Source organism: Sphingomonas sp. PP-CE-3G-477, from assembly GCF_003050745.1.
GTDB lineage: Bacteria > Pseudomonadota > Alphaproteobacteria > Sphingomonadales > Sphingomonadaceae > Sphingomonas.
On the sequence record NZ_QAOF01000009.1, the window covers coordinates 116,372 to 140,965 of the forward strand.

Sequence of the window (24,594 nt, forward strand, 5' to 3'; positions counted from 1 at the left end):
ACGCGAGCGCCCAATCGGCGACACCCGGATCACCGCATTCGCATGAAAAGAGACAGTGCGCTGCGCGCGCTGTCTGCAAAATAGTCGTAGATGGCGCGGGAGACTTCGGCGATGACCGGCTGGCGATCGCGGCCACCACGGGCGAACACGACGATGGCCACGCGGCGGCCGTCGGGCATGGTGATGAACCCGACATCGTTGGTGATGCCGTCGAGCGTGCCGGTCTTGTCCTCGACACGAGTACCCGCGGGCAGAAGCGCGCGGATACGGCGCGTGCCGGTCTGGCAGCGGCTCATCAGTTCGAGCAGGAAATTGCGGCTCTGAGCCGTCAGGACGGTTCCGTTATCGAGCTTGTTCAGCAGCGTGACCATCGCGATCGGCGTGGCGACGTCCTTGCTGTCGGCAAGATGGCCGCGCTCTCGCAGCAGCTGGGCTATGGTCCGGTCCATCCGGATGCCGGCTATCTTGTGCGACCACAGCCACTGCTGGATGACGACGGGGCCGCCGAGCGCGGCAAGCAGCTGGTCGGTCGCCTGGTTGTCGCTGCGGACGATCATCAGCTCCAGGGCTTTCGCGGCGGGACGACCGACGATCATGTCGCCAAGGGTGCGTCGGCCTTGATCGACATCGGCAAGGTAGGCCCCTGCTATGGCGAGCTTTACGGTGCTCGCCATCGGAAACGGTGTGTCCCCTCTGATCGAAACGGTCGAGCCATCGCGAAGGTCGAGGGCCGCGATGCCGTAGTCTCCGGAGCGTTCCGCGACCAGCATGCTCAGAACCCGCTCGAGCCCCGTGGGTTCGAAAGCGCTTGTGGTTGCCGATGCCGATGCTGGGACGAGGAAGCTTGCAGCGATACTGGAGAGAAACAGGCGGGAAAGCCGGGGTGCGCGCATCGATCGTCCTCGAATGTTGTCCTTCAGCGACTTGCTAATGCTAGACCCTAAAACCTGAACACTTCATGTTGCATGCCGGTGACGTACGAACAACGGTGGATCGCGACTGAGTGAAGCGACTTGCCTGTATCGTCGCCCTCCTACGGACGACACACGCCGCCGCCGCAAATCAGGCGCTATGCGATAGCGACGCGTGGGTCATCCGGGGCAACACATGACGCGCGAACAGGTCGGCTTCCGCGGCGTGGGGGTAGCCGGACAGGATGAAAGCCTCGATCCCCATGTCCTGGTACATGCCGAGCTTGGCGAGCACCTGGTCGGGATCGCCAACGATCGCCGCGCCGCAGCCCGAGCGCGCCCGCCCGATACCAGTCCACAGATTGTCCTCGGCATAGCCATCGGGTGATGCACCCTCGCGAAGGGCCGCTTGCGCCGCGACGCCGGCAGACCCCGAATCGAGCGACTTGGCACGGATCGCCGCGCCCTGTTCGGCATCGAGCTTCGAGAGCAGGCGATCGGCGTACACCCGCGCTTCGTCCTCGGTCTCGCGGACGATGACGTGCGCGCGGTAGCCGAACCGCAGCGTGCGGCCATGGCGGGCGGCACGCGCGGTCATGTCGGCGATGATGTCGGCGACCTTCTCGCGGGTGTCGGGCCACATCAGATAGACGTCGCACTCCTTCGCCGCCGCCTCGCGCGCATCCGGCGACAGCCCGCCGAAATACAGCAACGGCGCCTTGCCCGATACAGTGCCGATCCGCGGCGGATCGAGCTTCAGTTTCCAGAACTCGCCGTCATGATCGAGCGGCTCGCCGTTCAGCAGCGTCTTCAGAATCCGCATCAGCTCGACCGTGCGGGCATAGCGCGGGCCGGACGCCAGCGTCTCGCCAGGGAGGTCGGACGAAATGATGTTGATGTTGAGCCGCCCGCCGAGCATCCGGTCGATCGTCGCGATCTGGCGCGCGAGTTGCGGCGGCCAGCTTTCGCCGACGCGTACCGCCATCAGCAGCGCCAGCCGCCGCAGCATCGGCGCGATCGCCGCGGCGAAGGCGGTGGTGTCGAGCCCCAGCGCGTAACCCGAGGGGAGCAGAATGTTGTCGTAACCACCGGTCTCCGCCTGGAGGACGATGTCGCGGCAATGCTCCCAGCTCGATTGCAGCCGGGGATCGGGCACGCCGAGAAACTCGTAATCGTCGTCGCACAGCGCCGAGAACCAGCTGACTTCGCAGGATTTCGTCATGGCAGCGGCTCGCCCCGTGCCGCGATCAGGACGTCGTACCAGTCCTGCCGCGTCCACGTGATCGTGAAGGCCTGCGCCAGTTCGGCGATCCGGGCGGGGTTCTGCGTGCCGACGATCGGGATCGCGCGCACCGGATGCGCCATGATCCAGCTATAGGCAGTCGCCGCCCGGCTCGCTCCCGTCTCGGCTGCCTTGCGATCGAGCGCCGCCGCCACCGCTGCGCTGCGCGCGTCGGCGGGCACGCCGAGCCGGCCACCGCCAAGCGGCGACCACGCCAGCACCGCCATGTCGCGCTCCATCGCCTGATCGAACAGCCCGTTTTCGAGCGGTTCGAGGTGGAGCGGCGAGAATTGGGGCTGATGGCTGACGAGCGGAATCGTCAGGAACGACGCCAGCGCTTGAGCCTGCGCAGGCGTATAATTCGACACGCCGACCGCACGCACCTTGCCCGCCGTCACCGCATCCTCCAGCGCACGCGCTGCTTCCTGCGGGTGCGTCAGGATGTCGGGGCGATGGATCTGGTAGAGATCGACTTGGTCGACTCCGAGCCGGGTCAGCGAGGCGTCGAGCGCCTTCGCCAGATAGGCCGGACTGGAGTCATACGGTAGCGGCGGGAGGATGCCGCCCTTGGTGGACAGCACCATTCGCGCGCGCAGGCCGGGCGAGTCTGCGAAGATGCGGCCGAGCAGCACTTCCGCATCGCCGAACCCGCCTGCGCCGTCGAACCCATAGATGTCGGCGGTGTCGAACAGGGTCACCCCCGCCTCGAACGCCGCCTCGATCAGCGCGCGTCCTTCAGCGACGCCGACTCCGGCGAACCGCCACATGCCCCAGGCTATCGGGCTGACAAGGATTCCGCTCTTGCCGAGCGGAATGGCTTTGGGTGTAGAATTGAGCTGCGACATCGCTGTCACGAATAGGGGTAATACGCTTGGTCGAGCAAGTACGTTATGGGCTGGTCGGAACCGGCATGATGGGGGTCGAGCATCTCCAGAACCTGGCCGTCACCCCCGGCGCGGTGGTGACCGCGATCGCCGATCCGGTGAGCACGTCGCTTGGTTGGGCACGCGATGCATTGGGTTCGCGCGGCGACGGCGTGCAGCAATTCGCGGATGCCGCGACGCTCGCCCGCAGCGGACTGGTCGACGCGGTGATCGTCGCCAGCCCGAACTATACACACCGCGACGTGCTTGAGCCGCTGTTCGACGCGGACGTCGCGATCCTCTGCGAAAAGCCGCTGGCGACCACGCTGGATGATGCCCGCTGGGTCGTCGATCGTGCCGCAAAAATGACGCGGCCGTTCTGGACCGCGATGGAATATCGCTACATGCCGCCCGCCGCGGCGTTCATCGAGCAGGTGCATGGCGGTCGAATCGGCGCACTTCGGATGCTGTCGATCCGCGAACACCGCTTCCCCTTCCTGCCCAAGGTCGGCGACTGGAACCGCCTCAGCCGCAACACCGGCGGGACGATGGTCGAGAAATGCTGTCACTTCTTCGACCTGATGCGGCTGATCGTCCGATCCGAACCCGTCCGCGTCTATTGCTCGGGCGCGATGGACGTGAATCATGTCGACGAACGCTATGACGGCGAGCGGCCCGACATCATCGACAACAGCTACACGACGGTGGACTTCGCCAACGGCGTCCGCGCGATGCTCGACCTGTCGATGTTCGCGGACGGCGCCGAGAACCAAGAGGAGATCACCGCGGTCGGCGACGCCGCTCGGCTCGACGTGCTGATCCCCGAAGGTGCGCTCGTGTTCAGCCCCCGCACCGGCTTTCTCAATCCGAAACAGGTCGAACGGCAGGTGATCGAGGTCGATCGCACCGCGCTCGACGCCGGCAGCCATCACGGCTCGACCTTCTATCAGCACCAGAAATTCATCGCCGCGGTGCGCGGCGAAATCGGTGTGGAAGTCACCGCGCGCGACGGGCTCATGGCGGTGGCGATCGGTACTGCTGCCGAGATCAGCGCACGGACGAAGCGCGTCGTGGAGATGACCGAACTGGGGTTCTCATGAAGCCGCGCTTGGCTGCACCCAAGACAAACTCGTGCATGACAGCGCGAGACATTCGATAGCCTACCGGAAGAGTAGGAATATTTAGGGGGCGGCATGAAGAACTGGTTGCTGGCAGGCGCGGCATTGGCCGCAGGACTGGGCGCGCCGGCCTGGGCGCAGGACGTCCCGATCGGGAGCGGTCCCGCGGATAGCGGCCAAACCGGCAATCCCGCCCCCGCCGCGTCCGAGCCCGGCGAGATCGTCGTCACCGCACAGAAGCGCTCCGAGCGTCTTCAGGATGTGCCGGTCGCGGTCTCGGTAATCTCGGGCGCGCAGATCGCCGCGCAGGGCGGAGTGAACCTGGAAAGCGCGCAATACCTCGTACCAACGCTGAATTTCCGCAAATCCGGCACGACGATCAACCAGTCGCTGTTCCTGCGCGGGGTCGGCACCTCGACCTTCTCGGTGGCGGGCGAGCCGTCGATCTCCACCGTCGTCGACGGCGTCGTCTACAGCCGTGCCGGCGAAGCGTTCAGCGACCTGATCGACATCGACCGGATCGAAGTGTTGCGCGGTCCGCAAGGCACGCTGTTCGGGAAGAACACGAGCGCCGGCGTCATCAACATCGTCACCAAGCGTCCCGGTAACGTGCTCGCCGGGTCGGTCGAAGGGTCGTTCTTTACCGGCAACGGCAACGAATATCGCACCCGCGCCGCGCTGGACATTCCGTTGAGCGAGACGATCAAGAGCCGCTTCACCGGGTTCTACGGCAATCACGCGGGCAACATCCGCAACGTCGCGCACGATAACCGGCGCGTGAACGGCTACGAGCATTACGGTTTCCGCGGCATGGTCGTCGCCGACGCCACGCCCGACCTGACCTTCACGCTGATCGGCGACTATCGCCGGAGCAACGACGATTGCTGCGCGGAGGTCATCGGCACGACGCCGACCGCGGGCCTTACCGCCAGCGTGCTGCCCGATCGCAACGGCAACAAGTCGCGCACCATCAACCAGGACCTGATCACGCATACCGACGAGAAGAGCTGGGGCGTTTCGCTGCAGGCGGACGCGACGCTCGGCACGCAGACGGTGACGTACATCGGCTCGTACCGCGAATACGACAATACCGAGATCCGCGACGGCGACTGGCTGCCGACCGCCTATGTCGGCGCCAACCAGCTCCACGATTTCGGGCCGCAGACGAGCAGCACCTTCACGCAGGAAGTCCGGATCGCGTCACCGTCGAACCAGTTCTTCAGCTACGTCGTCGGCGCGTTCTACTCGCGCGCGGAAACCGAGCGGACGTTCCGCCGCGACGACGTCGTCTGCACCGCCACGCCGACGCCGACCGTACTCACCCCCTGCTCGACCGCGGGCACGACGGTCACCCGACCGACCGGCACCGCGGTGTTCGGCTCGACCTTCAAGAACCTCGCATTCTTCGGGCAGGGCGTCTTCAACCTCACCGATCGGTTCCGCGCGATCGCCGGCGTTCGCTACACCAGCGACCAGCTCGACGTGTTCCACAGCCGCGTCACCGCGCTCGCAGGGCCAGGCATCAACCCGAGCTTCGGGCCGTTCGCGGGCAAGACCACCAACATGAACTGGTCGGGCAAGGGCGGGCTTCAATTCGACGTGACGCCGCAGTCGACGACCTACGCGACCTATTCGCGCGGCTATAAAGGTCCGGCGTTCAACATCTTCTACAATCTCGGCGCGACCGGCACCAACGTGATCGATCCGGAGACCGCGGACAGTTACGAAATCGGCCTCAAGAACACGCTGTTCAGCGGCAAGCTGGTGATCAACCTCGCCGCCTATTACGCGAAATATCATAATTTCCAGGCAAACAACCCCGACGTGGTCGCGGGCGTGCTCGTCACCCGCTTCACCAATGCGGGCGACATCTCGACCCGCGGCGGTGAGCTCGACCTGCTCTACCGCCCGGTCCGCGATCTCAACATCTCGGGCGGGCTCGCCTATACCGATGCGCATGTCGACCAGTTCAAGGTCCCGACCAACGGCTCGACCACCGGCGTCGTGCCCGCGGGTACGCAACTCGGCTATGCGCCGCGGTGGAAGGGCTCGCTCGGCGGCGACTACCGGATCCGCACCGGCAGCAGCATCGATTTCACGCTGGGTGCGCAAGGCTCCTACCAGTCCAGCCAGATCTCGCAGTTCGATGCGAGCGCCGCGATCCGCGACGCGACGACGATCAAGGCATACGGCCTGCTCGATCTCTCGGCCGGCATCGTCGATGCGAAGGACGCGTTCAGGGTCGTGCTGCAGGTGAAGAACGTGCTCGACACCAGCTTCGCCTCGTCGATCGTGAGCGGCGGGCCCGGTGGCGCGTATCGCTACATCATCCCGCGCGAGGCGGATCGCTACGCCGGCATCACCGCAAGGCTGAACTTTTGACGGAAACGGTACGGACCCCCTCCTCGGCCCCCTCGCCCGCCCAATCCAAGGCGCGCTGGGTGGTCGTAGCGCTCGTGTTCTTCGCGATCATGCTCAACTATGTCGACCGGCAGATCCTGGCGTTGCTGAAGCCGACGCTCGAGCGCGAGTTCGCGTGGTCCGATCAGGACTATGGCAACATGGCATCGGCGTTCCAGTTCGCTGCCGCGATCGCGTTTCTGGGGACCGGCTGGTTCATCGACCGGGTCGGCCTCCGGATCGGTTTCGCGGCGGGGGTGTTCGTGTGGAGCCTCGCCGGGATGGCGCACGCGTTCGTGTCGGGCGTGACCGGGTTCATCGGCGCGCGCGTCGTACTCGGCGCAGCGGAGTCGATCGGTACCCCCGCCGCGGTCAAGTCCGCCGCAACCTATTTCGGGCCCAAGGACCGCTCGATCGCGCTGGGGATCGGCAACACCGCGCCCAATGTCGGTGCGGTGATAACCCCGCTCGTCATCCCGGCGCTGGCGATCGCGTTCGGCTGGCGCGCGGCATTCCTCGTCGCGGGTGGCTTGGGACTTGTCTGGGTCGTCGCATGGTTCGCGTTCAAGATGCCCGCCGCGATTGCGGAAACCGGTGGCCCCGCGCCAATCCGCTGGATCGACCTGTTCAAGGACCGCCGGACGCTCGCCATCGCGGTCGCCAAGGTACTGTCGGATCAGGTCTGGTTCTTCATGCTGTCGTGGCTACCCGATCTGTTCCACCGGCTGTTCGGACTGCCGCAGGGTCAGGTCGGGCTCCCCGTCGCGCTCGTCTATGCGCTCGCGGCCTGCGGCGCGCTGACCGGCGGCTGGCTGCCGACCCGGCTGATGGCACGCGGCTGGAGCCTCGACCGTGCGCGCAAATCGACGCTGCTGCTGTACGCGCTGCTGATCCTGCCGGTGCCGATCGTGCTGTCGCTGCAAAGCCCGTGGACCGCCGCACTGGTGCTTGGGCTCGGGCTGTTCGCGCATCAGGGGTTTTCGACCAACGTCTTCGCGCTGACGACCGACGTCATGCCCGCCCGCTCGGTCGGGTCGACGATCGGGATCGCGGCGTTCTGTGGCAACATGGGTTCGATCGGCATGATCCAGCTATCCGCCTGGTCGCTCGGCCACGGGTTCGGCTATGCGCCGATGCTGGCGATCTGCGCGGTCAGCTACCTGCTGGCGCTGGGGTTCATCCAGCTGCTCATCCCGCGGATCGAAGCGGCCCGGTAGAGTCGCGGCGGATCAGTTCGAACGGGACTTCGATCCGCTTCACTGCGAACTCCGCGGCGAGGAGCAGATCGGCCGCCGTGTAGCCGAGCGTCCGCGTCGGCTGGCGGATCGTCGTCAACGCGGGCCAGACGAAGCGCGAGATCGCGTCGTCGCCAAAACCGGCGATCGACATGTCGGCCGGCACCGCCAGCCCGCGCCGGTGCGCGACGCTGAGCGCACCCGCCGCCATGTCGTCGTTCGAAGCGAAGATCGCGGTGGGCGGCTGGCGGAGGGCGAGCAGTGCTTCCGTCGCGTCCGCACCCGACGCGAAGTCGTAATCGCCGGGGCGGATCAGGACGGGATCAAACGCGATGTCTGCCTCGTCGAGTGCCGCACGGTAGCCCGCCAGCCGCTGCGCACTGGTCGCATAGCTCGCATGTCCCGTGATGAAGCCGATCCGACGATGGCCGAGCGCCAGCAGATGCCGCGTCATCACGGTCGCGGCGCCGATATTGTCGATGAACACCGACGCGGTGAGGTCGAGCTCGGTTCCCGGCGAGACGCGAACGAACCGCACTTTCCGGCGCGCCATCAGCGCCAGCACCTCGGGATAGTCGGTCGCCGGCGGTGTCAGGATCAATCCGTCGACACCAGATCCGTCGATCAGGCTCTCGATATCGTCGATCAACCGGTCGGAGTCATGGTCATAGGGCTGCGCGATCATCCGCACGCCGTCGAGCAGACACCGGTCGCGTATCCCGGACTGCATCTCGTAGACGTAATACGGGCTGGGATTGTCGCACGCGAGCGCGATCTGGAAACTGCGATGCCCTGCCAAGGTCCTGGCGGCCATGTTCGGTCGATATTTAAGGGTCGCGAACGCCGCCGTAACCCGCGCACGCGTCGCATCCGACACGCGGGGCTCGTTGTTGAGCACGCGCGACACCGTCTTGATGGAAACGCCTGCAAGCCGGGACACGTCGCTGATCGTCGGCCGCACGCATCTTCCTCAAAAGCGTCACGATGAGCAGTTTGAGCAAAACCGTCAAAGAAAACCCCACATAATCGCGCGTTCGATCGGTGAGTGGTCAGCCGCGCCTCGGTACTGATACCTGCATGCGCTACGAGAGGGACTATTGGCATCCTCAATGAAACCGAGACAGGGAAGGTGGTGGCGGACCTGAAAAGCCCCCCCCAAACTCCAGGGCCTACCGTCCTTCTGGATGTAAGGTCATGAAGAGCGGCTTCTCGTGCATGGTGTACGATCGGTGATCAGACGACACCGGATCATCAATCAGGTGACCGGAGAACAGCGATGAACATTCCCCTTTTCACGCTTCTAATGGCGTCTGCGGCGTTGATGGTAACCGGCAGCAATGCCGCATCTGCCAAGGAAAATAGCGTGGCGGAGCATCCGACGATCGTTCTGGTTCATGGCGCCTGGCAGACCGGCGATGCCTGGTTGCCAGTCGCAGATCGCCTGCGTGGCGACGGCTACCGCGTCATTACCGTCAACCTTCCGGGCCGCGCTGGCACCCCGCTCGCCGCGTCGGCGGCCAGCCTGGCGCTCTACCGGGATACGGTCATCACGGCGATCGGCGCGGAGCGGAACCCGGTCGTGCTCGTCGGTCACAGCTTTGGAGGCATCACCATCTCCAACGTCGCCGAAACCATTCCCGAACGCATCAAGACCCTCGTCTACGTTGCCGCATTCCTCCCCCGTGACGGCGTATCGCTGCTGGATATGGCCAAGACCGATACTGGCAGCCTGGTGGTGCCCCACCTGCACGTCGATTCCGCGGCCGGCGTGATGAGGCTCGACGCAGCCGGCGCAGCGCTGTTCGCGCAGGACGGCACTGCCGAACAGCAGGCCCTGGTTGCCGCCAGTTCGGCCGACGAGCCACTTGGGCCGCTGGCGACGCCCGTCCACCTGACGCAAGCCCGTTTCGGCAACGCAGATCGCGTGTACATCAAGACGTTGCGGGATCAGGCCATCAGCCCCGCATTCCAGGATGCGATGATCGCAGCCGGCCGCGTTCGGCTTACGCTCAGGGTCGATACCGGACACCTGCCCGCGCTGACCAATCCCGAAGGACTGACGACAGCGATCGAGACGGCAGCCAAGTAGGTCTTCATCGGCGCGGGCCGATCGGCGAGCCCGCGCCTTTACACCAGTTGTCCTTTGCCTGCACGGGCGTCGAACGGACCACGGCATTCGGTCGTCCAACCCTATGACTATTGCCTGGGCTTTGCGACCTTGGGTGACTGGCCGAAATGAGCCTTGTACGCACGACTGAAACCAGCCTCCGACTGGTAGCCTGCCGCACGCCCGGCCGTTCCCACCGAGGCGGCGCCAGCGCTGATCAGTTGGTCGGCAACCGTGAGCCGCCAGCGTGTCAGGTATCGCATCGGCGCTTCCCCAACCGATGCGGAAAATCGTTCCGCAAACGCCGAACGAGACATGCCAGCGAGATCGGCAAGTCCCGCCAACGTCCACTGAACCGCCGGCTCGGCATGCAATGCGTTGAGCACCCGTCCGATCCGCGCATCGCCTAGTCCGCCCAGCCATCCCGCTTCGTCGGGATAGAGATCCGCCCAGCTCCGCAACGTACGGATCACCAACAGGTCGATGGTCCGCGAGATCATCAGCGCGGAACCCGGTCGCGGCTCTCGTGCCTCGAGCATCAGAAAATGGACCATGTGCTGGAGCCAGTCGGGCACCTTGCCTCCATCGTCCCGAATATGAATCAGTATCGGTAGACCGGTGACGACGGGCGGCAGCGGGTGCTCTTCGAACCGGAACGTCGCGCCGATGCAGCGAACTTCGGATCCGGCGCCGTCCCCGACCCGTATGACGAGCCTTTCGGGATCAAAAGCCGGTGATCCCAGCATGTCCCCGCCGGTTGCCCGCCCGGTTGCCCGATCTGCGATCAGATGGCCTTTTCCATGCGGTAGCAGAACCAGGTCGCCCGCCTTCAACAGGATCGGCTCCGAGCCGACCGGGGTCACCCATACCGAACCAAGCTCGACGAACAGCAGGTGAGACGGGCCCGCCGCAAAGCTGCCAGCGAATTGACCGGACAACTCCGCGGAATACACCAGCTCGCCGCGTAGCCTCACCAGCGTAAGCAGATGCGACAATACATCGGATTGATCCGCTACTCTTCTCGATTCAACCGAATATTCTGGACGATCAGTCAAGGATTCAGGTGGCGTCTTCATGGTCGGGAGCGCCTCGATCTTCCAAAAGGGACTATGCCATTTGGAGTAAAGTCTTGGAAAATTATAGCCTTGCCGGCTTTGGCCTTCTGCCCCAGTGGCAGGCATTGGTCGCCGCACGCCATGCTGCCCGCGTGACCAATCCATCGGGTCGCCCAGCGTTTACTGGGGTGCCCATAGCCGATGAACCGCTCGCCGTCTCCCCTCCGCCTGTTCCCGGCCCGCACCATGAAGCGTAACAGCGAAAGCACCGCGGCGTTTGCCGTGCGGGCGAGCGCCAACCAGGCCGAGCGTCGCGCGAACCTGCTCGGCGAATACGACTTCATCGTCTGCGGCGCAGGATCCTCGGGATCGGTCGTCGCACGCCGTCTGGCGGAAGACCTCGATATGTCCGTCCTGCTGATCGAGGCTGGCGGAGACGATAACGCGGCGAGTGTATCCGACCCTTCGCTCTGGCCGACCAATCTCGGCAGCGAACGAGACTGGGGCTTCGTAGCGGAGCCGAGTTCTCATCTGGCCGGACGGTCGATGCCGCTTTCGATGGGCAAGGGCCTGGGTGGCGGATCGTCGGTCAACGCCATGATCTGGGCGCGGGGACATGCGAACGACTGGGACTATTTCGCTGACGAAGCGAACGATCCGGCGTGGAATTATCCGGCCGTCCTCGACATCTATCGCCGCATCGAGGACTGGAGTGGCAATCCCGACCGGCAGCGACGCGGCCGCGGCGGGCTGTTCCCGGTCGAACCCGCTCAGAACGCGCATCCGATTGCGAGTGCCATGCTCAAGGGTGCGGCTGCGGCCGGAATCCCGACGTTCGACGATCATAACGGCGCCATGATGGAAGACGCGGGTGGCGCTGCGCTCAGCAACCTCGCGGTTCGCGACGGTCGCCGATCCTCGGTGTTTCAGCGCTACGTCGCGCCGGTCATGGCGCAGGCCAATCTCACGGTGCTGACGCATGCGACCGTCACCCGCGTCATCGTCGAGCGGGGCAAGGCTACGGGCGTCGAGGTCACGCTCGGGACTGAGCATCTGCGGCTGCGTGCACGGCGCGAGACGATCCTTTCGCTTGGAGCGATCCACACGCCCAAGGTCCTCATGCAGTCCGGCATCGGCGATGCCGCCATGTTGCGGCAGCACGGGATCGAGGTCGTCGAACATCTTCCAGGCGTCGGCAGCAACTTCCAGGACCATGTGATGGTGGCGGGCTGCGTCTGGGAAAGTCCCGTTCCGATCGTGCCGCGCAATAATCTGGGTGAGGCGACGTTCTTCTGGAAAAGCGATGATCGGCTCGACACGCCGGATATCCAGGCGTTCCTGATCGAGGTTCCGATCGTGGCGCCCGATGCGCTCGAGCAATACGGAACGCCGCCTGCTGCTGCATGGGCGCTGCTGCCCGGTCTGGTTCGCCCGAAAAGCAGGGGCAGCGTCCGGCTGACCGGTCCCGACCCAAGCGATCCCGTGGCGATCGATGCCAATGTGCTCTCGCACCCCGACGATCTGACAGCACTCGTCCGCAGCGTCGAGCTATGTCGCGAGATCGGCAACGGGGCGGCTCTCAGCGCTTTCGCAAAGCGTGAGATCATGCCGGGCAATCTCACCGGCGAGGCGTTGCGCGCGTTCGTCCGCAACACGGCGTCGAGCGTGTGGCACCAATCCGGAACCGCCAAAATGGGGACGGACGGCATGTCCGTCGTGGACTCCGAACTCCGCGTCTACGGCGTCGAGAACCTCCGGATCGCCGACGCCTCGATCATGCCACGGGTGACGACCGGCAACACCATGGCACCCTGCGTCGTGATCGGTGAACGGCTCGCCAGCTTGCTGACAGAGGGACGGCGCTCTGCTGCTGCCTCACGGGCAATGCGTCGGGAAAGCGACGAGGCACTCGAAGTCACTAGCTGATCGGCGGGCGGGGGCACCGATCGAGCAGGATCTGGTGTCCCGCCCTTACGCAACAGATCGGCTCACATCGCTGCGATCGAGGCCGGCGCCGCTGTCCCTGGGCAATTCTGCGCGCCCGACGTGGCGACGCAAAAAATTCTACTGGAATCGAGACGTTCAATGTTCGCCGAAAACATCATTGCGTTCGTCGTCACAGCGACGGCGCTGACCATGGCGCCGGGCCTCGACACCGCGATGGTCCTTCGATCTGCGCTCGCTAACGGCGGTCGGCATGGGGCCTTGACGGCTGTCGGCGTGGCGGCAGGCTGCCTGTGCTGGGGTAGCGCGGCGGTGCTGGGTTTGTCGGCATTGTTGCAGGCCTGGCCTCTGGCATTCCTGGCGCTGAAATGGGGCGGTGCCGCGTATCTGGCCTGGCTCGGCGCGCAACTCCTGCTCCATCCGCGCGACGCGATCGTCCCCGGCCATGTCGCGACGTCTCCTTCGCCAAGATACGGAGCATCCATCATGCGGGGATTCGGCACGAACATCCTGAACCCGAAAGTCGGCCTGTTCTACGTATCCTTCCTGCCGCAATTCGTTCCTCGGACGGAAATCGGCAGCAACTATGCCTTCTGGCTTGCATGCAGTGCCGCTGGCATCGCTCTTGTCTGGTTCACGCTTCTGGCAACTATCACCGCCGCCATCAGACCTTGGCTCAAAAGCGCACGGGTAGCGAAGGCGCTCGATCGCATGACCGGAGGCGTCTTTCTGATCCTCGGGTTCAAGCTCACCCAGATAGCGAATGCCTAATCCCCGGCTCACAAAATAATAGAGACGCGATATGCACGATACTGACCGCCGAACATTCGTCGCGGGGTTTCTGGCCACTGCTGCCATTCCAGCATCGGCGCGCGCGACGACCTCATCATATCCGGATGCCAAATCTTGGCACATGGAAACCAGACCGGAGCGGGAAGGCATGGCGCCCGGCCCCAATGGCCCCGTCTACTACCGAGTCTATGGCAAGGCGGGTGGCACGCCGCTGATCGTCTTGCACGGCGGCCCGGCAGCCGGCGAAATCTATATGAGACCCTTTGCAGGTCTGGCGGTCGATCGGCAGGTCGTCCTCTACGATCAGACCGGTTGTGGTCGTTCGGCGAAACCCGACAATCTCGCTGGCTATACCCCGGACGCCTATGTTTCCGAACTCGAAGCGTTGCGCGATCACCTGGGCTTCGAGCAGGTTTCCCTCCTCGGCCATAGTTGGGGCGGCTTTCTCGGCGCTCTCTACGCTACGGCGTATCCCGACCGCGTCGCCTCACTCGTGCTGGCAGGAACGGCCACATCGATGAACGACTTCTCGCAGGCGGCAGACCGCTGGCTGAACGCGTTCGGACCGTCGGCACGTACGACGATAGTGCGGCAGGAACTGCCCCCCGCTGAGCCCAATCCCGCCTATGAGGCCGCGTACGAGGAACTGACCGAAGCATATTATCGGCGTCATTTGCTGCGCCTGGATCCGTGGCCGGCGTTCTTCATGGAGGTCGGCGCCGCGCTTGCGGTCAATCCGGTCTACGCCTATCTCAACGGGCCATCCGAGTTTCAGCTGACCGGCAAACTCGCGACACTGGATATCAGCAGCGAACTCAAACGTATCGCGGTCCCGACGTTGGTTACCTGCGGGGAGTTCGACGAAGCGCCCCCATGGGTGGCGACGAAGATCGTGCGCCTGATCGCCAACGCCACGCTTGTCGTATTTCCCGGCGCGTCTCACATGGCGCACATCGAGCAACCCGCACTCGTAATGGCCACGACCTCCCGTTTTCTACGTGCAGCGGACCGTGCGTCGTCGCAGGCCACACGGTGAGGCCCGGCGTCGTGGTGGCCCGAGCATGGCCGACAACCCGCCGCCCCTCCTTAGCCCCGCCCCCTTTACGTTCGGCCCCCTCACGCAATCACACGCTTGCAGCGTTCGGCGCTGGCTGCTCGCAATGACGCACGAAAGCCGAAAGCCGCATGAGCCAGCCGGATGCCGTCTCGCTTGCCGCTCCATCGCCCTGACATATCGGAACATTTCTTGCCCACGTTGAAAATCGCGCCCGTGACGTCGAAGAACGATCGAAAGCTCTTCGTTGATCTGCCGTTTCGCCTCTACCGCGACGATCCGTTCTGGGTGCCTCCGCTCAAGAGCGAAGCGCTCGGCCTCGTCACGCCGGCCAAGAACGGATGGTTCAGCCATGCCGAAGCGCAGCTGTTCCTGGCCTATGAGGACGATCGCGTCGTCGGGCGAATCTCGGCGCACATCGATACGCTGGCGCTGACGATGCCGGCCGGGCGCGGCTTCGGGCCGGGTGTCGGTCAATGGGGGCTGATGGATGCCGAACGCGAAGACATATTCGTCGCCCTTCTCGCTCACGCGGAGAACTGGTTGCGCAGCCGCGGGATGGCGCAGGCTCTCGGCCCGATCAGCATGTCGGTCTGGGAGGAGCCGGGCCTGCTTGTCCAAGGCTTCGATCATTCCCCGACGATAATGATGGGTCATGCCAAGCCGGCATATCAGGGCTGGATCGAACGGGCTGGCTATCGGGCAGCCAAACAACTTCTGACCTACGACCTCGACATTACGCACGCGTTCCCGAAAATCGTCCAGCGGATCATTGCGTCAGGCGAGGCAAACCCCCGCATCCACATCCGCAAGGTAGATAAATCCAACTTCGTCGAGGAAGCCGCGATCCTGCTGGCCATCCTGAACGATACCTGGTCCGAGAATTGGGGCTTCGTACCGCTTACCGAGCCCGAGATCCGCGACGTCGGCGTGAAGTTGAAACCGATCGTGTTCGACGACCTGATCCGCATCGCCGAACTGGACGGCAAGCCGGTCGCTTTCATGATCACGCTTCCCGATCTCAACGAGGCGATCAAACCGCTGAACGGGTCGCTGTTGCCGTTCGGATGGGCGAAGCTGTTGCTGTGGTTGCGCCACCCGAAGGTCCGGACGATGCGCGTGCCGTTGATGGGCGTCGTCAAGGACCTTCAATCGTCGCGCATGGCAGGCCAGCTCGCCTTCATGATGATCGAATATATCCGCCGTGCCGCAGTCGAGAGATATGGGGCGACGCGGGCGGAGATCGGCTGGATCCTCGAAGACAATCAGGGAATGCGATCGATCGCCGAAACGCTCAATGGTCGCGTCAACAAGGCGTACACGATCTATCGCAAGTCGCTGCTTTAGAAGATCGGGTCGATCCATGAACCACATCAACCAGAAGATGGTGCGCGTCGACACGCTACTCACCGGAGCGTTGGTCCCGCTCGGGCCACGCAACGTTCCCAGCGGCATAATCAAGACACCGGTCGACGGACCGACGTTTCTCGGTAGCGAAGGACTGGTGACGGATCGGCAGGGCGATCTGAAAAATCATGGCGGTCCGGAAAAGGCCGTTCATCATTATTCGATCGATCACTACGCGACATGGTCGCAAGAAATCGGCACTCGCGAAATGCTGACCCGCGCCGGTGCCTTCGGTGAGAACTTCTCCAGCGCCGGGCTGAACGAACGCGATATAGCGATCGGCGACGTGTTCGGCGTTGGCGGTGCCATCGTCGAGGTAAGCCAAGGACGGCTGCCGTGCTGGAAGCTCAATCAACGATTCGACGTTCCCGACATGGCGCTGCGGGTTCAGGCGAGCGGTCGCACGGGATGGTATTACCGGGTGTTGCAGCCGGGCAAGATCGCACCCGGCGACGGACTCGTGCCGCTCGACCGTGCCAGGCCAGATTGGACGATCGAGCGGCTGCATCGACTTTTCTATATCGATCCGTTCAATCCCGACGAACTCGCTGAGGCCGCCGCGCTGACGCCTCTTGCGGAGGGGTGGCGCAAATGCGCTCAGCGCCGACTGGAAACCCGACGGGTCGAGGACTGGGCACCGCGTTTGACCGGCGCGTCGAGCTAGCACGCGTCGGTGTTTCCCGCGCCCATGTCGGTCGAGACAACGGACGCGGGATGGATGGAGGCGCGACGGCCAGGTTCACGGGGGTGGCGCTATGCGGATACCCCGGCGCCGCGGACGGTGGCCTGCAGGCCCTCGCGCAGAGTCTCGACCGTCCTGGGCACGCAATAGACCGGCGTGCCGGCTTCGAACCGCCATCCTTCGGACAAATCGCCCGCATCCACGACATCGAAGCCGATCGCATCCAGCAGGCCGACGATCACCGTCTTGGCAGCGGCGTCGTCTCCCGCGATTGGCAGGGCCCGGCGGTCGGGCGTGCCCGTCGGCGTTCCATCGCGTTCGATGTCGCCCGCCAGGATCGCATTGAACACCTTGATCACGTGCGACGCCGGAAGATGCTGCGCGAGGATTTCACTGGTCGTGGTCTCGTGGCGGTCGAGCGTAGCAATCGCGCCATCGCGGTCGGGATAATAATTGCCCGCGTCGAGCACGATCTTTCCGGTCAAGGGCTCGACCGGGATCGTATCATAGGCATGCAGGGGTATCGCAACCAGCACGACGTCGCCGAACGCCGCGGCCTCGTCCACCGTCCCGCCCTTGCAGCCGATGGTGTTGACGGCGGTAAACAAACTCCGCGGCCCCCGGGTGTTCGAAATCATGACGTCATGGCCCGCGCGTGTAGCAACGCCCGCAACCGCACGAGCGATATAGCCCGCGCCGATGATACCGATCTTCATGTGATGTTCCTCAGTGTTCGAGACCGGGATATCGGAGCGGTGGAATTAATGGCAAGAACTTACAGAAAAGTGCCATACATACCAAAAGGTGCCTGTCTTTATGCTCGATGTTCCCACCTGCGATTCCACGATACGCGGTCATTGCGGCGTCACGATGCAGTCTGCGATCCGGTCGATCGAAGGTCGCTGGAAAATGATGATATTGTCGCATCTCTACTATTCGGCGCGTCCGATGCGACTCTCGGAACTCAAGCGCGAAATTGCAGGCGTTTCACAAAAGATGCTGATCCAGCAATTGCGATCGCTCGAGGATGAACAGATAATAGTGCGAACCGTCTATCCCGTGGTTCCACCCAAGGTCGAATATACGCTGACCGACCTGGGGCGAGCGCTCGAACCCGTGCTGGTGGCATTGCTATCCTGGGCGGACGCGAGAAAAGAGTTTCTGCGCTTGTGAATGCCAGCGCATGTGACCTTCCCTACCGACGCCTTCTGCCTGTCTGTCGCTGGATCGATAGCAGAGTCGTGGCGGCTTCCTTTTTGCACCGAGCTCACTCTTATGGAATTACCAAGGGCATCGGCAGCCGCAGATCTAGCGCGGCGTAAACATTCCCTATTCAGCTACACGGTGAGCTGTACCGGCCGCTGAACATTCCCAACGGCGTGCAGCCCAAACGCACGAAAGCCCCGGGCCGGGAGGCCTGGGGCTTTCGTGGAGTATGGTTGCGGGGACATGCCGCCATTTTGATTTGTTAACCCGCTGCCGGTGCTGACTCACCTCACAATGTGCGTCGGTTTCGCCACCGAGCGGTCCCAGACCTTCGTCGGTTCCGACTGGCAGGAGCCACGCTGACCGTGGAACGGGCAGGCGTTGGAAGTTAGTTGGCCAGAGGCGTCTATCCAATGGCCACGACAAACTTCTCCGATACCGGACGTGTAGACACATTTTAAGACCGTGGCCGGCATCTGATCTTCAAACGTTGGCGTTGCCGCTGACCTTGGGCGGCGGAAATGTCGATCAGCGGGCGGATGTTGCGATCGTATTCGAGCGAAATGAGCAGAGGGTATCCGCAGGTGATCAGGAGACCGTCGGCCCATCCCGTCTTCATGCTCGTCGGTATTCTAACCGAGGAATATCAGCTTCCAACGTTACTATCATGCCAACAAGAGCCAGCTGGAGGCACGGCTATCGCTGCGACACGCTACGTCGGACTGCTGGTCGGGGAAAATGCGACGTGGCTGAACGGATGATCGATTCTCCGACCGCTCTACTCGCCGTCATCTGACGCGAGCGTCGGACCGAGATGTCGCCGCGAAGGTTCAGGTCGCGTCCAGCGACGTCGCCGCGACGATCGTGCGAAATTCGCCGACGATCTCTGGATGTCGCGATTCCAGGTAGGCGGCGACGTGGCCGTTTTCGATCAGCCGTCCCAGGTAGCGCGATGCAAGGACGAGTTGCAGCACATCGTCGCCGAAGGTCGCTTCAATGCCGCGATAGTCCTGATTCAGCTTTTCGAGTTCCCGTTCCATTCTAGCCATCTGCTCGGTCGTGACCCCGGCAATGGCCTTAGGCCGGTCGGGCTTGGCCAAATCGTCCTGCCGCGTCGCCGCAAGTATCGCCCTTGCGTAGCTGAAAGTGAAATTGTTCATTGAGGTCATCAGTTCGGCCGTCTCAACCTGCCGATAGTCCTTCATGCGACGCAGGACATCGAATACCTGTGGGTTCACAGGCCGATCCTTGAGGATCTCGACCGCGTCGTCAGCTATCCCGTCCAGCAGCTTGCGCCGCCGGACAACCGACTTCTCGTCCATCCCAAGAGCCGCCGCGATCATGCCTGCGGGGACGCCGCGATCTATGGCGCGGGTGATCATATAGTGTTCCTGAACGGTAGCGAGCCGGTTCACGCGCTTGTTGTAAGTGAAGGCCTCGTCGTCGTGCGACACGATACACGTCGCGGTGTCCATACCTCGGTTCTGAAGAACGTGCAGTCTCAAGTGGCCGTCCAGCAGCATATGCCGGCCTTCTCCGTCGGCCTTGGTCACGATGAGCGGTTCGATCACGCCCACCTCGCCGATCGAAGTGGCTATGCGGCCATAGCGCCTCGAGTCCGTGATGCGCTTCGTCATCGGCCTCAGCGGCAGGATCGCCGTGACCGGCAGCTGCAGGATCTCGCGTTCGAACGATATGCGGACGGCGATCGGAGCATCATGCATCGGACATTCCCAGCCGCTCGGCGATCGGTTGCGGCAGGCTTGCCAACCGTTCCGCCCGCAGGAGGGTGACGAAGTGGTCCTCAGCCAGCAGCTTCGACATGGCACCAACGATGAAGGTCAGTCGATCCTGTGTGAGCCGGGCCTTCCGCACGAGCAGCTTCTGCCGCCCGACCTCCTTCTGGTAGGCGCGGATCAGCCCGGAGGCAGTCGGCTTCTGACCGCGCTTCTCACCCTGTCGGATCGACTTGATCCCCTTTCCCATCAGGTTGCGCTCGTCGACGATCCGCCTGATGACAACGAGCTGATCGCCGGGCAGATCACCGTTCTCATAGGCTTCGGCCAGCGCTTTCTGCACATCGCCGTCCTTCGCGCGCGCGATCTCCGCGGCGATGGTATGGGGGATGACGCCGCGCTCAACCGCGTTGAGCAGTCTCTCCTCCCCTTTCTCGAGGAGGAAGTTGATCGTCCAGACATATTCCGGACTGAAGCCGATCTTCTGTGCGATCTCGGTATGGGAATAACCCCGCTGGCGCAATGCGCCGACTTCCCGGATGAGTTCCAAGGGCGTCTGGTTCCTGCGCGCCATGTTCTCGACGAGGCTCATAACGAAGCATTCCTCGCGAGTCGCCTCGATCACCACGGCGGGAATATGGGTTTCGCCGAGCCGGCGAAAGGCCTCCATCCGTCCTTGGCCACATACCAGCTCGTAACCATCGCCGCCCGGTGCACGCCGGACAGTGATCGGACGCTTGAGTCCGACCAGTCGGATGCTCTCGACCATCTCCTCGAATATCCGCTTGTTGCGACTCCGGGGGTTGAGAATCTCGACAGAGGCGATGGCGATCGTGACGATCTCAGGCGGCACGGCCTCCCGATTGTCGGTCATTGGGCATGCTCCAACGAATGACGGCGCAGCAAATGGTATAGGGGATCGAGACCGTCGGTGCGGTAGGCATCGAGATCGAGACCGTTGTCCTCGCCCATTCCAAGCCTGCCGCGGGCACCGACGTCGATCCATGGCAGGAGGTAGTAGTCGCGGACCGTGATGTTGTCGGGGTCGAGCCGGACGACGACGGTGATGTCCGGACAAAGACCGGCATCAAGACGCACGCGCCATCGCAGGGTCCCGACGGGCGTTGCTTGGCAACGTGCGATGACGACGGCGAGCGTGACCTCGCGGTTGACGATCAGGAGGTCGGTCGTCTCGTCCACCACAACCTCTCCGCCAATGGCTTCGATGCCGGCAATCGTTCTGGCCACCACGTTCGGATGTATCAGGCGCAGCTGGCGGTTCGTCTCGACGTAGCGGTAGTCACGCGCCGGCTCGTAGCCGATCAGTTGATAGGCGCGCAGCAGGCTGCCGAAGCGGCTGCGATAGGCGGCGGACGACGGCATGTCCTCGACCTCGTCGATGATCATCCCCGACAAGGTACCGTGCGACCCAAGCAGATTGGTGAGCATTCGTAGGAGATCATCGTCGCTGAGCCTGCGTGCGCGTTCCGTCAGGATGACCTGGGCGGCATCGAACAATGCCGGGTCGACGATCGCCTCGAACGCGCCGTCGCTCCGCACCCACATGTCGGGCGTGTTCACGACGCGCTTCTTCTTCAGCTTGAAGGAGACGCGGTTGTAGACGTTGTTGCCGACGTATTTCTCGTTGCAGAGGATCTGGCGGATGACCGCGCGGGACCAGGGCTTGCCGATGTCGGTGACCTTGCCTTCGCTGTTGAACAAGGTGGCGATCTCGCGCTCCGAACGGCGTTCCACGACGAACAGCCGATAAATGCGGCGGACGGCTTCGATCTCCTCGTCCGGCCCAGGGACCAGAATGACGCGATCGGTCTGGAGGCTCTTGTGTTCGCCCCGGGCGAGTGGAGCCTTCGGCTCGTTAGCCTCATTCACGAGGAAGCGGCGAAGGCCGTAGCCGGCCGGACCGCCCTGACGATAGCCGAGCGTTATCAGACGGCATTGGCCCGTGAACACTTTGCTGGAGAGCTCGCGGCTGTATTCGCCCGCCATCACCCTCTTGATGCTCTTCATGACGCTGGACGGAAGGCTGCCATCGTTGTCGAACTGCTCGGCACAATAATGGACGTTGATGCCACGGTCGCGGCAGATGAACTCGTAGTAGGCGCTTTCGTCTGCATCCTGAAAGCGGCCCCAACGGCTGATGTCGTAGACCAGCACGGCTTCGTAATCCGCGCTGCCGGCCTGAACGTCGGCGATCAGGCGGCGAAGCGAGTCGCGCCCGGCGATGTTTAGACCACTGCGCCCCTCATCGGCGTATGTGCGGACTATCTCGAAATTGCGACGCGCGGCGTAGGCGGCGATGATCTCCGCCTGGTTCTCGGTCGAATAGCGCTGGTGATCGGTGGACATCCGCACATACTGGGCGGCGCGGACCGGTCCTGATGCTTCTGACTGCACCGTATTCCCCGACATCTATCACGAGCGCTTCACAGAACTCGTTCAATTCATGCCCCGTCTAGCGGCGGGAGGACGGAATGTCGTTTGCGAGGAATGACCGAAAAGTTCGCGTCGATAGCGGAAGGGAGTTTCCGATCGATCCCGGCGCCGACACCGAAGCGGCCTTTGCCGCCGTGATCGCGGACGCCCTGCGGCGGGACTTCGGAGATGCTCCGACCCATGTGAAGCACATCGCACGATTGACCGGGGTGAACGGGCGGACGGTTCAGAACTGGCTGCAGGCGAGGAACGGGCCGAGCGGTTCTGGCCTGGTGGTCCTGATGCGGCATTCGGACGAGGTGACTGCTGCGGTGCTGACGCTCGCGGACCGCTTGGACCTTCGCGATCGTGCCGCCGCCAGCATCAGATTGTCGGACCTGCGTAAGGCCATCCTGGCGGTTTTGCCGCATCTACCAGATGCGTGATCCATGTCGGTCCAACCTCACCGCACTAATTCTTCATCGGCTGAAGGAGGGTGACAGCGTCGCGGCTCGTTCTGATGGGGTGGACATCGCAACGTCTGCGGAAGATCGGACATTTGAAGTTGGCGCGTCGAACTGGACGTCCCTCGCCAAGAAGGCTCGTTTCGTCGCGTCGACAATCCTCGGTCTTTCGGGAACTGCCATCGGATTCGCGGGGCCGAGGCCAGAGCGGAGACGGGCGCCCTGCTGCCGTTGTCGCTCGCGCAGATCACGACGGCCAAGGCATCCGAGGCCGGGCGCTCGTGGTCCTCGCGGAAGGATCACCTGACGCGCTTCGCGCTGCGGATGATTATGCAGTCATCCGGCTTTCCTCCCGAAGAAGACCGCGCTGCGAAGGCGAAGGGCTGGTCGCGGCCTTTAATGGTGATGGCACGAGGCCGCGCTCAGGAGCTTGAACGGATCCGCGCTCTTCCGCGGAACCTCAGCGTGTGCGAACGGGCGGCGGAACTTAAGACCGCAGATCTTGCGGCACGCGGCGCCCAGTTGGTTCTGGACCAGGCCCCGCATGACGCGCGCGTTGCCGCACATCAGCGCGTGATCGCCCATCTCGACCAGCGGCGCGCGGCGCTGAATGCCGACGAGGCCCGCCTCGTCGCCAGTGCCACGGCGGCGGTAGCGGCGCGCGAGGCTGCGGCCGGCACTCAGGCGAGCGCCGATGCTATCCTTCAGGATCATCGCCGACCGGATGTTTGTCGACTATGCTGGCGATACGGTGTCGGTGGTGGTCGACCGGCTGACCGGCGAGATCCGCGAGGCTCATCTTTTCGTGGCTGTGATGGGCGCTTCGAGCCTGTCGTTTGCGTGGCCGACCTGGACCGAGACCTTGCCCGACTGGACGGACGCGCACGTCAGGGCCTTCGACTTCTTTGGCGGCGCGGCGCGCCTTCTCATTCCCGATAACGCCAAGGTCGCGGTCATCAAGGCGTGCCTTTACGACCCGCAGGTGAACCGCACCTATGCCGAGCTCGCGGCGCACTATGGCACCTCGGTACTCGCGGCACGGCCATATCGCCCGCGAGACAAAGCCAAGGTCGAGGCCTGTGTCGGCATCGTCGAGCGCTGGCTGTTTGGGCGTCTTCGTAACCGGGTCTGGTACGGCCTGGACGATCTACGCGCCGCCATGGCCGAGATGATGACCGCGTTGAACGCCCGCGTCATGCGCCGGTTTGGCCGGTCGCGGCGTGAGCTGTTCGAGGAAATCGACCGCCCCTTGCTGAAGGCATTGCCGGCTGAGCCATACGTCCTGGCGGAGTGGCGCCGCTGCAAAGTCGGCATCGACTATCACGTCGAAGCGGCAAAGCATTTCTACTCGGTGCCATACCGCCATGCCCGGGCGCAGGTCGAGGTGCGGCTGACCGCGCGCACCGTCGAGATATTCCTCCGGGGCGAGCGTGTCGCGTCCCACATGCGCGGGTCCGGCAACGGCCATCACACCACCATCAACGACCATATGCCCTCAAGCCATCGCCGCTACGGCGACTGGACGGTCGAACGCCTGCTCGATGAAGCCGGACGGCTTGGCCCGTCGGTCAGGATACTGTGCGAGATGATCCTGAGCGACCGGCCCCATCCCGAGCAGGGCTATCGCTCCTGTCTCGGCATAGTGCGGTTGGCACGCGCTTACGGTGCCGTCCGCGTCGACGCCGCGTCGCTACGCGCGCTCGAGATCGGCGCGCGCAAATACGGCGCCGTCAAATCCATCCTCGAGAAGAAGCTCGACGCAGATCCGCTCCATCGCCCCCGCTCGGCCGGTGAGGTGAGCGTCGACCACCCCAACATTCGTGGCCCCAAATACTACCACTGAGGAGATAGCTCATGCTGATACATCCCACCCTCGACCAGCTGCAGGCGCTCGGCCTGCAGGGC

21 protein-coding genes and 1 pseudogene are annotated in these 24,594 nt (G+C 63.8%); 12 read left to right on the plus strand and 10 right to left on the minus strand.

The window, feature by feature from the left end; translation table 11 throughout:
- Positions 1 to 29: 29 nt before the first annotated feature.
- The 3 genes from C8J45_RS15990 to C8J45_RS16000 form a co-directional block, all read right to left on the minus strand.
- Positions 30 to 893 carry a serine hydrolase gene (locus tag C8J45_RS15990; RefSeq protein ID WP_107964113.1) on the minus strand — a complete coding sequence of 288 codons (864 nt, stop codon included), beginning with the start codon at positions 891 to 893 and terminating at the stop codon, positions 30 to 32.
- A 169-nt stretch (positions 894 to 1,062) separates the two neighbouring features.
- Positions 1,063 to 2,133 (minus strand): LLM class flavin-dependent oxidoreductase, encoded by a 1,071-nt coding sequence (locus tag C8J45_RS15995; protein ID WP_107964114.1) that lies wholly within the window; start codon positions 2,131 to 2,133, stop codon positions 1,063 to 1,065.
- On the minus strand, positions 2,130 to 3,038 hold the full coding sequence (locus C8J45_RS16000; protein ID WP_107964115.1) for an aldo/keto reductase family oxidoreductase: 909 nt from the start codon (positions 3,036 to 3,038) through the stop codon (positions 2,130 to 2,132). The genes C8J45_RS15995 and C8J45_RS16000 overlap by 4 nt, the downstream gene beginning before the upstream one ends.
- 26 nt (positions 3,039 to 3,064) lie before the next feature.
- Here C8J45_RS16000 and C8J45_RS16005 point away from each other — a divergent pair, with 26 nt between their 5' ends.
- The 3 genes from C8J45_RS16005 (at position 3,065) to C8J45_RS16015 (ending at position 7,791) form a co-directional block, all read left to right on the plus strand.
- Positions 3,065 to 4,156, plus strand: a complete 1,092-nt coding sequence (locus C8J45_RS16005; protein ID WP_107964116.1) for a Gfo/Idh/MocA family protein — start codon at positions 3,065 to 3,067, stop codon at positions 4,154 to 4,156.
- A 93-nt stretch (positions 4,157 to 4,249) separates the two neighbouring features.
- Positions 4,250 to 6,556, plus strand: a complete 2,307-nt coding sequence (locus C8J45_RS16010; protein ID WP_107964117.1) for a TonB-dependent receptor — start codon at positions 4,250 to 4,252, stop codon at positions 6,554 to 6,556.
- Between the two features lie 89 nt (positions 6,557 to 6,645).
- Positions 6,646 to 7,791 (plus strand): MFS transporter, encoded by a 1,146-nt coding sequence (locus C8J45_RS16015; protein WP_107964143.1) that lies wholly within the window; start codon positions 6,646 to 6,648, stop codon positions 7,789 to 7,791.
- On the opposite strand, the gene C8J45_RS16020 is transcribed toward C8J45_RS16015, so the two are convergent.
- Positions 7,763 to 8,770 (minus strand): LacI family DNA-binding transcriptional regulator, encoded by a 1,008-nt coding sequence (locus tag C8J45_RS16020; RefSeq protein ID WP_107964118.1) that lies wholly within the window; start codon positions 8,768 to 8,770, stop codon positions 7,763 to 7,765. The two genes, C8J45_RS16015 and C8J45_RS16020, sit on opposite strands and share 29 nt — an antisense overlap.
- 315 nt (positions 8,771 to 9,085) lie before the next feature.
- On the opposite strand from C8J45_RS16020, the gene C8J45_RS16025 reads away from it, so the two are divergent.
- Complete coding sequence (locus C8J45_RS16025; protein WP_219907394.1) at positions 9,086 to 9,898, plus strand: alpha/beta fold hydrolase; 813 nt, start codon at positions 9,086 to 9,088, stop codon at positions 9,896 to 9,898.
- Positions 9,899 to 10,005: 107 nt separating this feature from the next.
- Here C8J45_RS16025 and C8J45_RS16030 read toward each other — a convergent pair whose 3' ends face one another.
- A complete protein-coding gene (locus tag C8J45_RS16030) occupies positions 10,006 to 10,992 on the minus strand; it encodes an AraC family transcriptional regulator (RefSeq protein ID WP_107964119.1) in 987 nt (328 codons plus the stop codon).
- Positions 10,993 to 11,217: 225 nt separating this feature from the next.
- Here C8J45_RS16030 and C8J45_RS16035 point away from each other — a divergent pair, with 225 nt between their 5' ends.
- The 5 genes from C8J45_RS16035 to C8J45_RS16055 all read left to right on the plus strand — a co-directional run bounded on the left by C8J45_RS16035 (position 11,218) and on the right by C8J45_RS16055 (position 16,832).
- Complete coding sequence (locus C8J45_RS16035) at positions 11,218 to 12,897, plus strand: GMC family oxidoreductase (protein ID WP_107964145.1); 1,680 nt, start codon at positions 11,218 to 11,220, stop codon at positions 12,895 to 12,897.
- A gap of 159 nt (positions 12,898 to 13,056) precedes the next feature.
- Complete coding sequence (locus tag C8J45_RS16040; RefSeq protein WP_107964120.1) at positions 13,057 to 13,686, plus strand: LysE family translocator; 630 nt, start codon at positions 13,057 to 13,059, stop codon at positions 13,684 to 13,686.
- Between the two features lie 31 nt (positions 13,687 to 13,717).
- A complete protein-coding gene (locus C8J45_RS16045; protein WP_107964121.1) occupies positions 13,718 to 14,743 on the plus strand; it encodes a proline iminopeptidase-family hydrolase in 1,026 nt (341 codons plus the stop codon).
- A 210-nt stretch (positions 14,744 to 14,953) separates the two neighbouring features.
- Positions 14,954 to 16,108: an N-acetyltransferase gene (locus C8J45_RS16050; RefSeq protein WP_107964122.1), complete on the plus strand. Its 1,155-nt coding sequence runs from the start codon at positions 14,954 to 14,956 to the stop codon at positions 16,106 to 16,108.
- A gap of 16 nt (positions 16,109 to 16,124) precedes the next feature.
- Complete coding sequence (locus C8J45_RS16055; RefSeq protein ID WP_219907395.1) at positions 16,125 to 16,832, plus strand: MOSC domain-containing protein; 708 nt, start codon at positions 16,125 to 16,127, stop codon at positions 16,830 to 16,832.
- Positions 16,833 to 16,921: 89 nt separating this feature from the next.
- On the opposite strand, the gene C8J45_RS16060 is transcribed toward C8J45_RS16055, so the two are convergent.
- Positions 16,922 to 17,596 (minus strand): NADPH-dependent F420 reductase, encoded by a 675-nt coding sequence (locus C8J45_RS16060; RefSeq protein WP_258191500.1) that lies wholly within the window; start codon positions 17,594 to 17,596, stop codon positions 16,922 to 16,924.
- A 70-nt stretch (positions 17,597 to 17,666) separates the two neighbouring features.
- On the opposite strand from C8J45_RS16060, the gene C8J45_RS16065 reads away from it, so the two are divergent.
- Positions 17,667 to 18,023, plus strand: coding sequence for a helix-turn-helix domain-containing protein (locus C8J45_RS16065; protein ID WP_107964124.1), 357 nt, complete (start codon positions 17,667 to 17,669; stop codon positions 18,021 to 18,023).
- A gap of 863 nt (positions 18,024 to 18,886) precedes the next feature.
- Here the strand turns inward: C8J45_RS16065 and C8J45_RS16070 are convergent.
- Genes C8J45_RS16070 through C8J45_RS16080 form a run of 3 tightly spaced genes read right to left on the minus strand, consistent with a single transcriptional unit; the run spans position 18,887 to position 22,222 of the window.
- Positions 18,887 to 19,780 (minus strand): plasmid partitioning protein RepB C-terminal domain-containing protein, encoded by an 894-nt coding sequence (locus tag C8J45_RS16070; protein WP_219907396.1) that lies wholly within the window; start codon positions 19,778 to 19,780, stop codon positions 18,887 to 18,889.
- Positions 19,773 to 20,666, minus strand: a complete 894-nt coding sequence (locus tag C8J45_RS16075; RefSeq protein ID WP_107964125.1) for a plasmid partitioning protein RepB C-terminal domain-containing protein — start codon at positions 20,664 to 20,666, stop codon at positions 19,773 to 19,775. The genes C8J45_RS16070 and C8J45_RS16075 overlap by 8 nt, the downstream gene beginning before the upstream one ends.
- Positions 20,663 to 22,222 carry a recombinase family protein gene (locus tag C8J45_RS16080; protein ID WP_258191498.1) on the minus strand — a complete coding sequence of 520 codons (1,560 nt, stop codon included), beginning with the start codon at positions 22,220 to 22,222 and terminating at the stop codon, positions 20,663 to 20,665. Before C8J45_RS16080 ends, C8J45_RS16075 begins: the two co-directional genes overlap by 4 nt.
- A gap of 62 nt (positions 22,223 to 22,284) precedes the next feature.
- On the opposite strand from C8J45_RS16080, the gene C8J45_RS16085 reads away from it, so the two are divergent.
- Positions 22,285 to 22,671 carry a hypothetical protein gene (locus C8J45_RS16085; RefSeq protein ID WP_107964127.1) on the plus strand — a complete coding sequence of 129 codons (387 nt, stop codon included), beginning with the start codon at positions 22,285 to 22,287 and terminating at the stop codon, positions 22,669 to 22,671.
- Positions 22,672 to 23,085: 414 nt separating this feature from the next.
- Here the strand turns inward: C8J45_RS16085 and C8J45_RS16090 are convergent, their stop codons facing one another.
- On the minus strand, positions 23,086 to 23,403 hold the full coding sequence (locus C8J45_RS16090) for a hypothetical protein (RefSeq protein WP_107964128.1): 318 nt from the start codon (positions 23,401 to 23,403) through the stop codon (positions 23,086 to 23,088).
- A gap of 4 nt (positions 23,404 to 23,407) precedes the next feature.
- On the opposite strand from C8J45_RS16090, the pseudogene istA reads away from it, so the two are divergent.
- Positions 23,408 to 24,532 (plus strand): annotated as a pseudogene (gene istA, locus C8J45_RS16095) (IS21 family transposase); the annotation flags it as partial.
- Between the last annotated feature and the right edge of the window lie 62 nt (positions 24,533 to 24,594).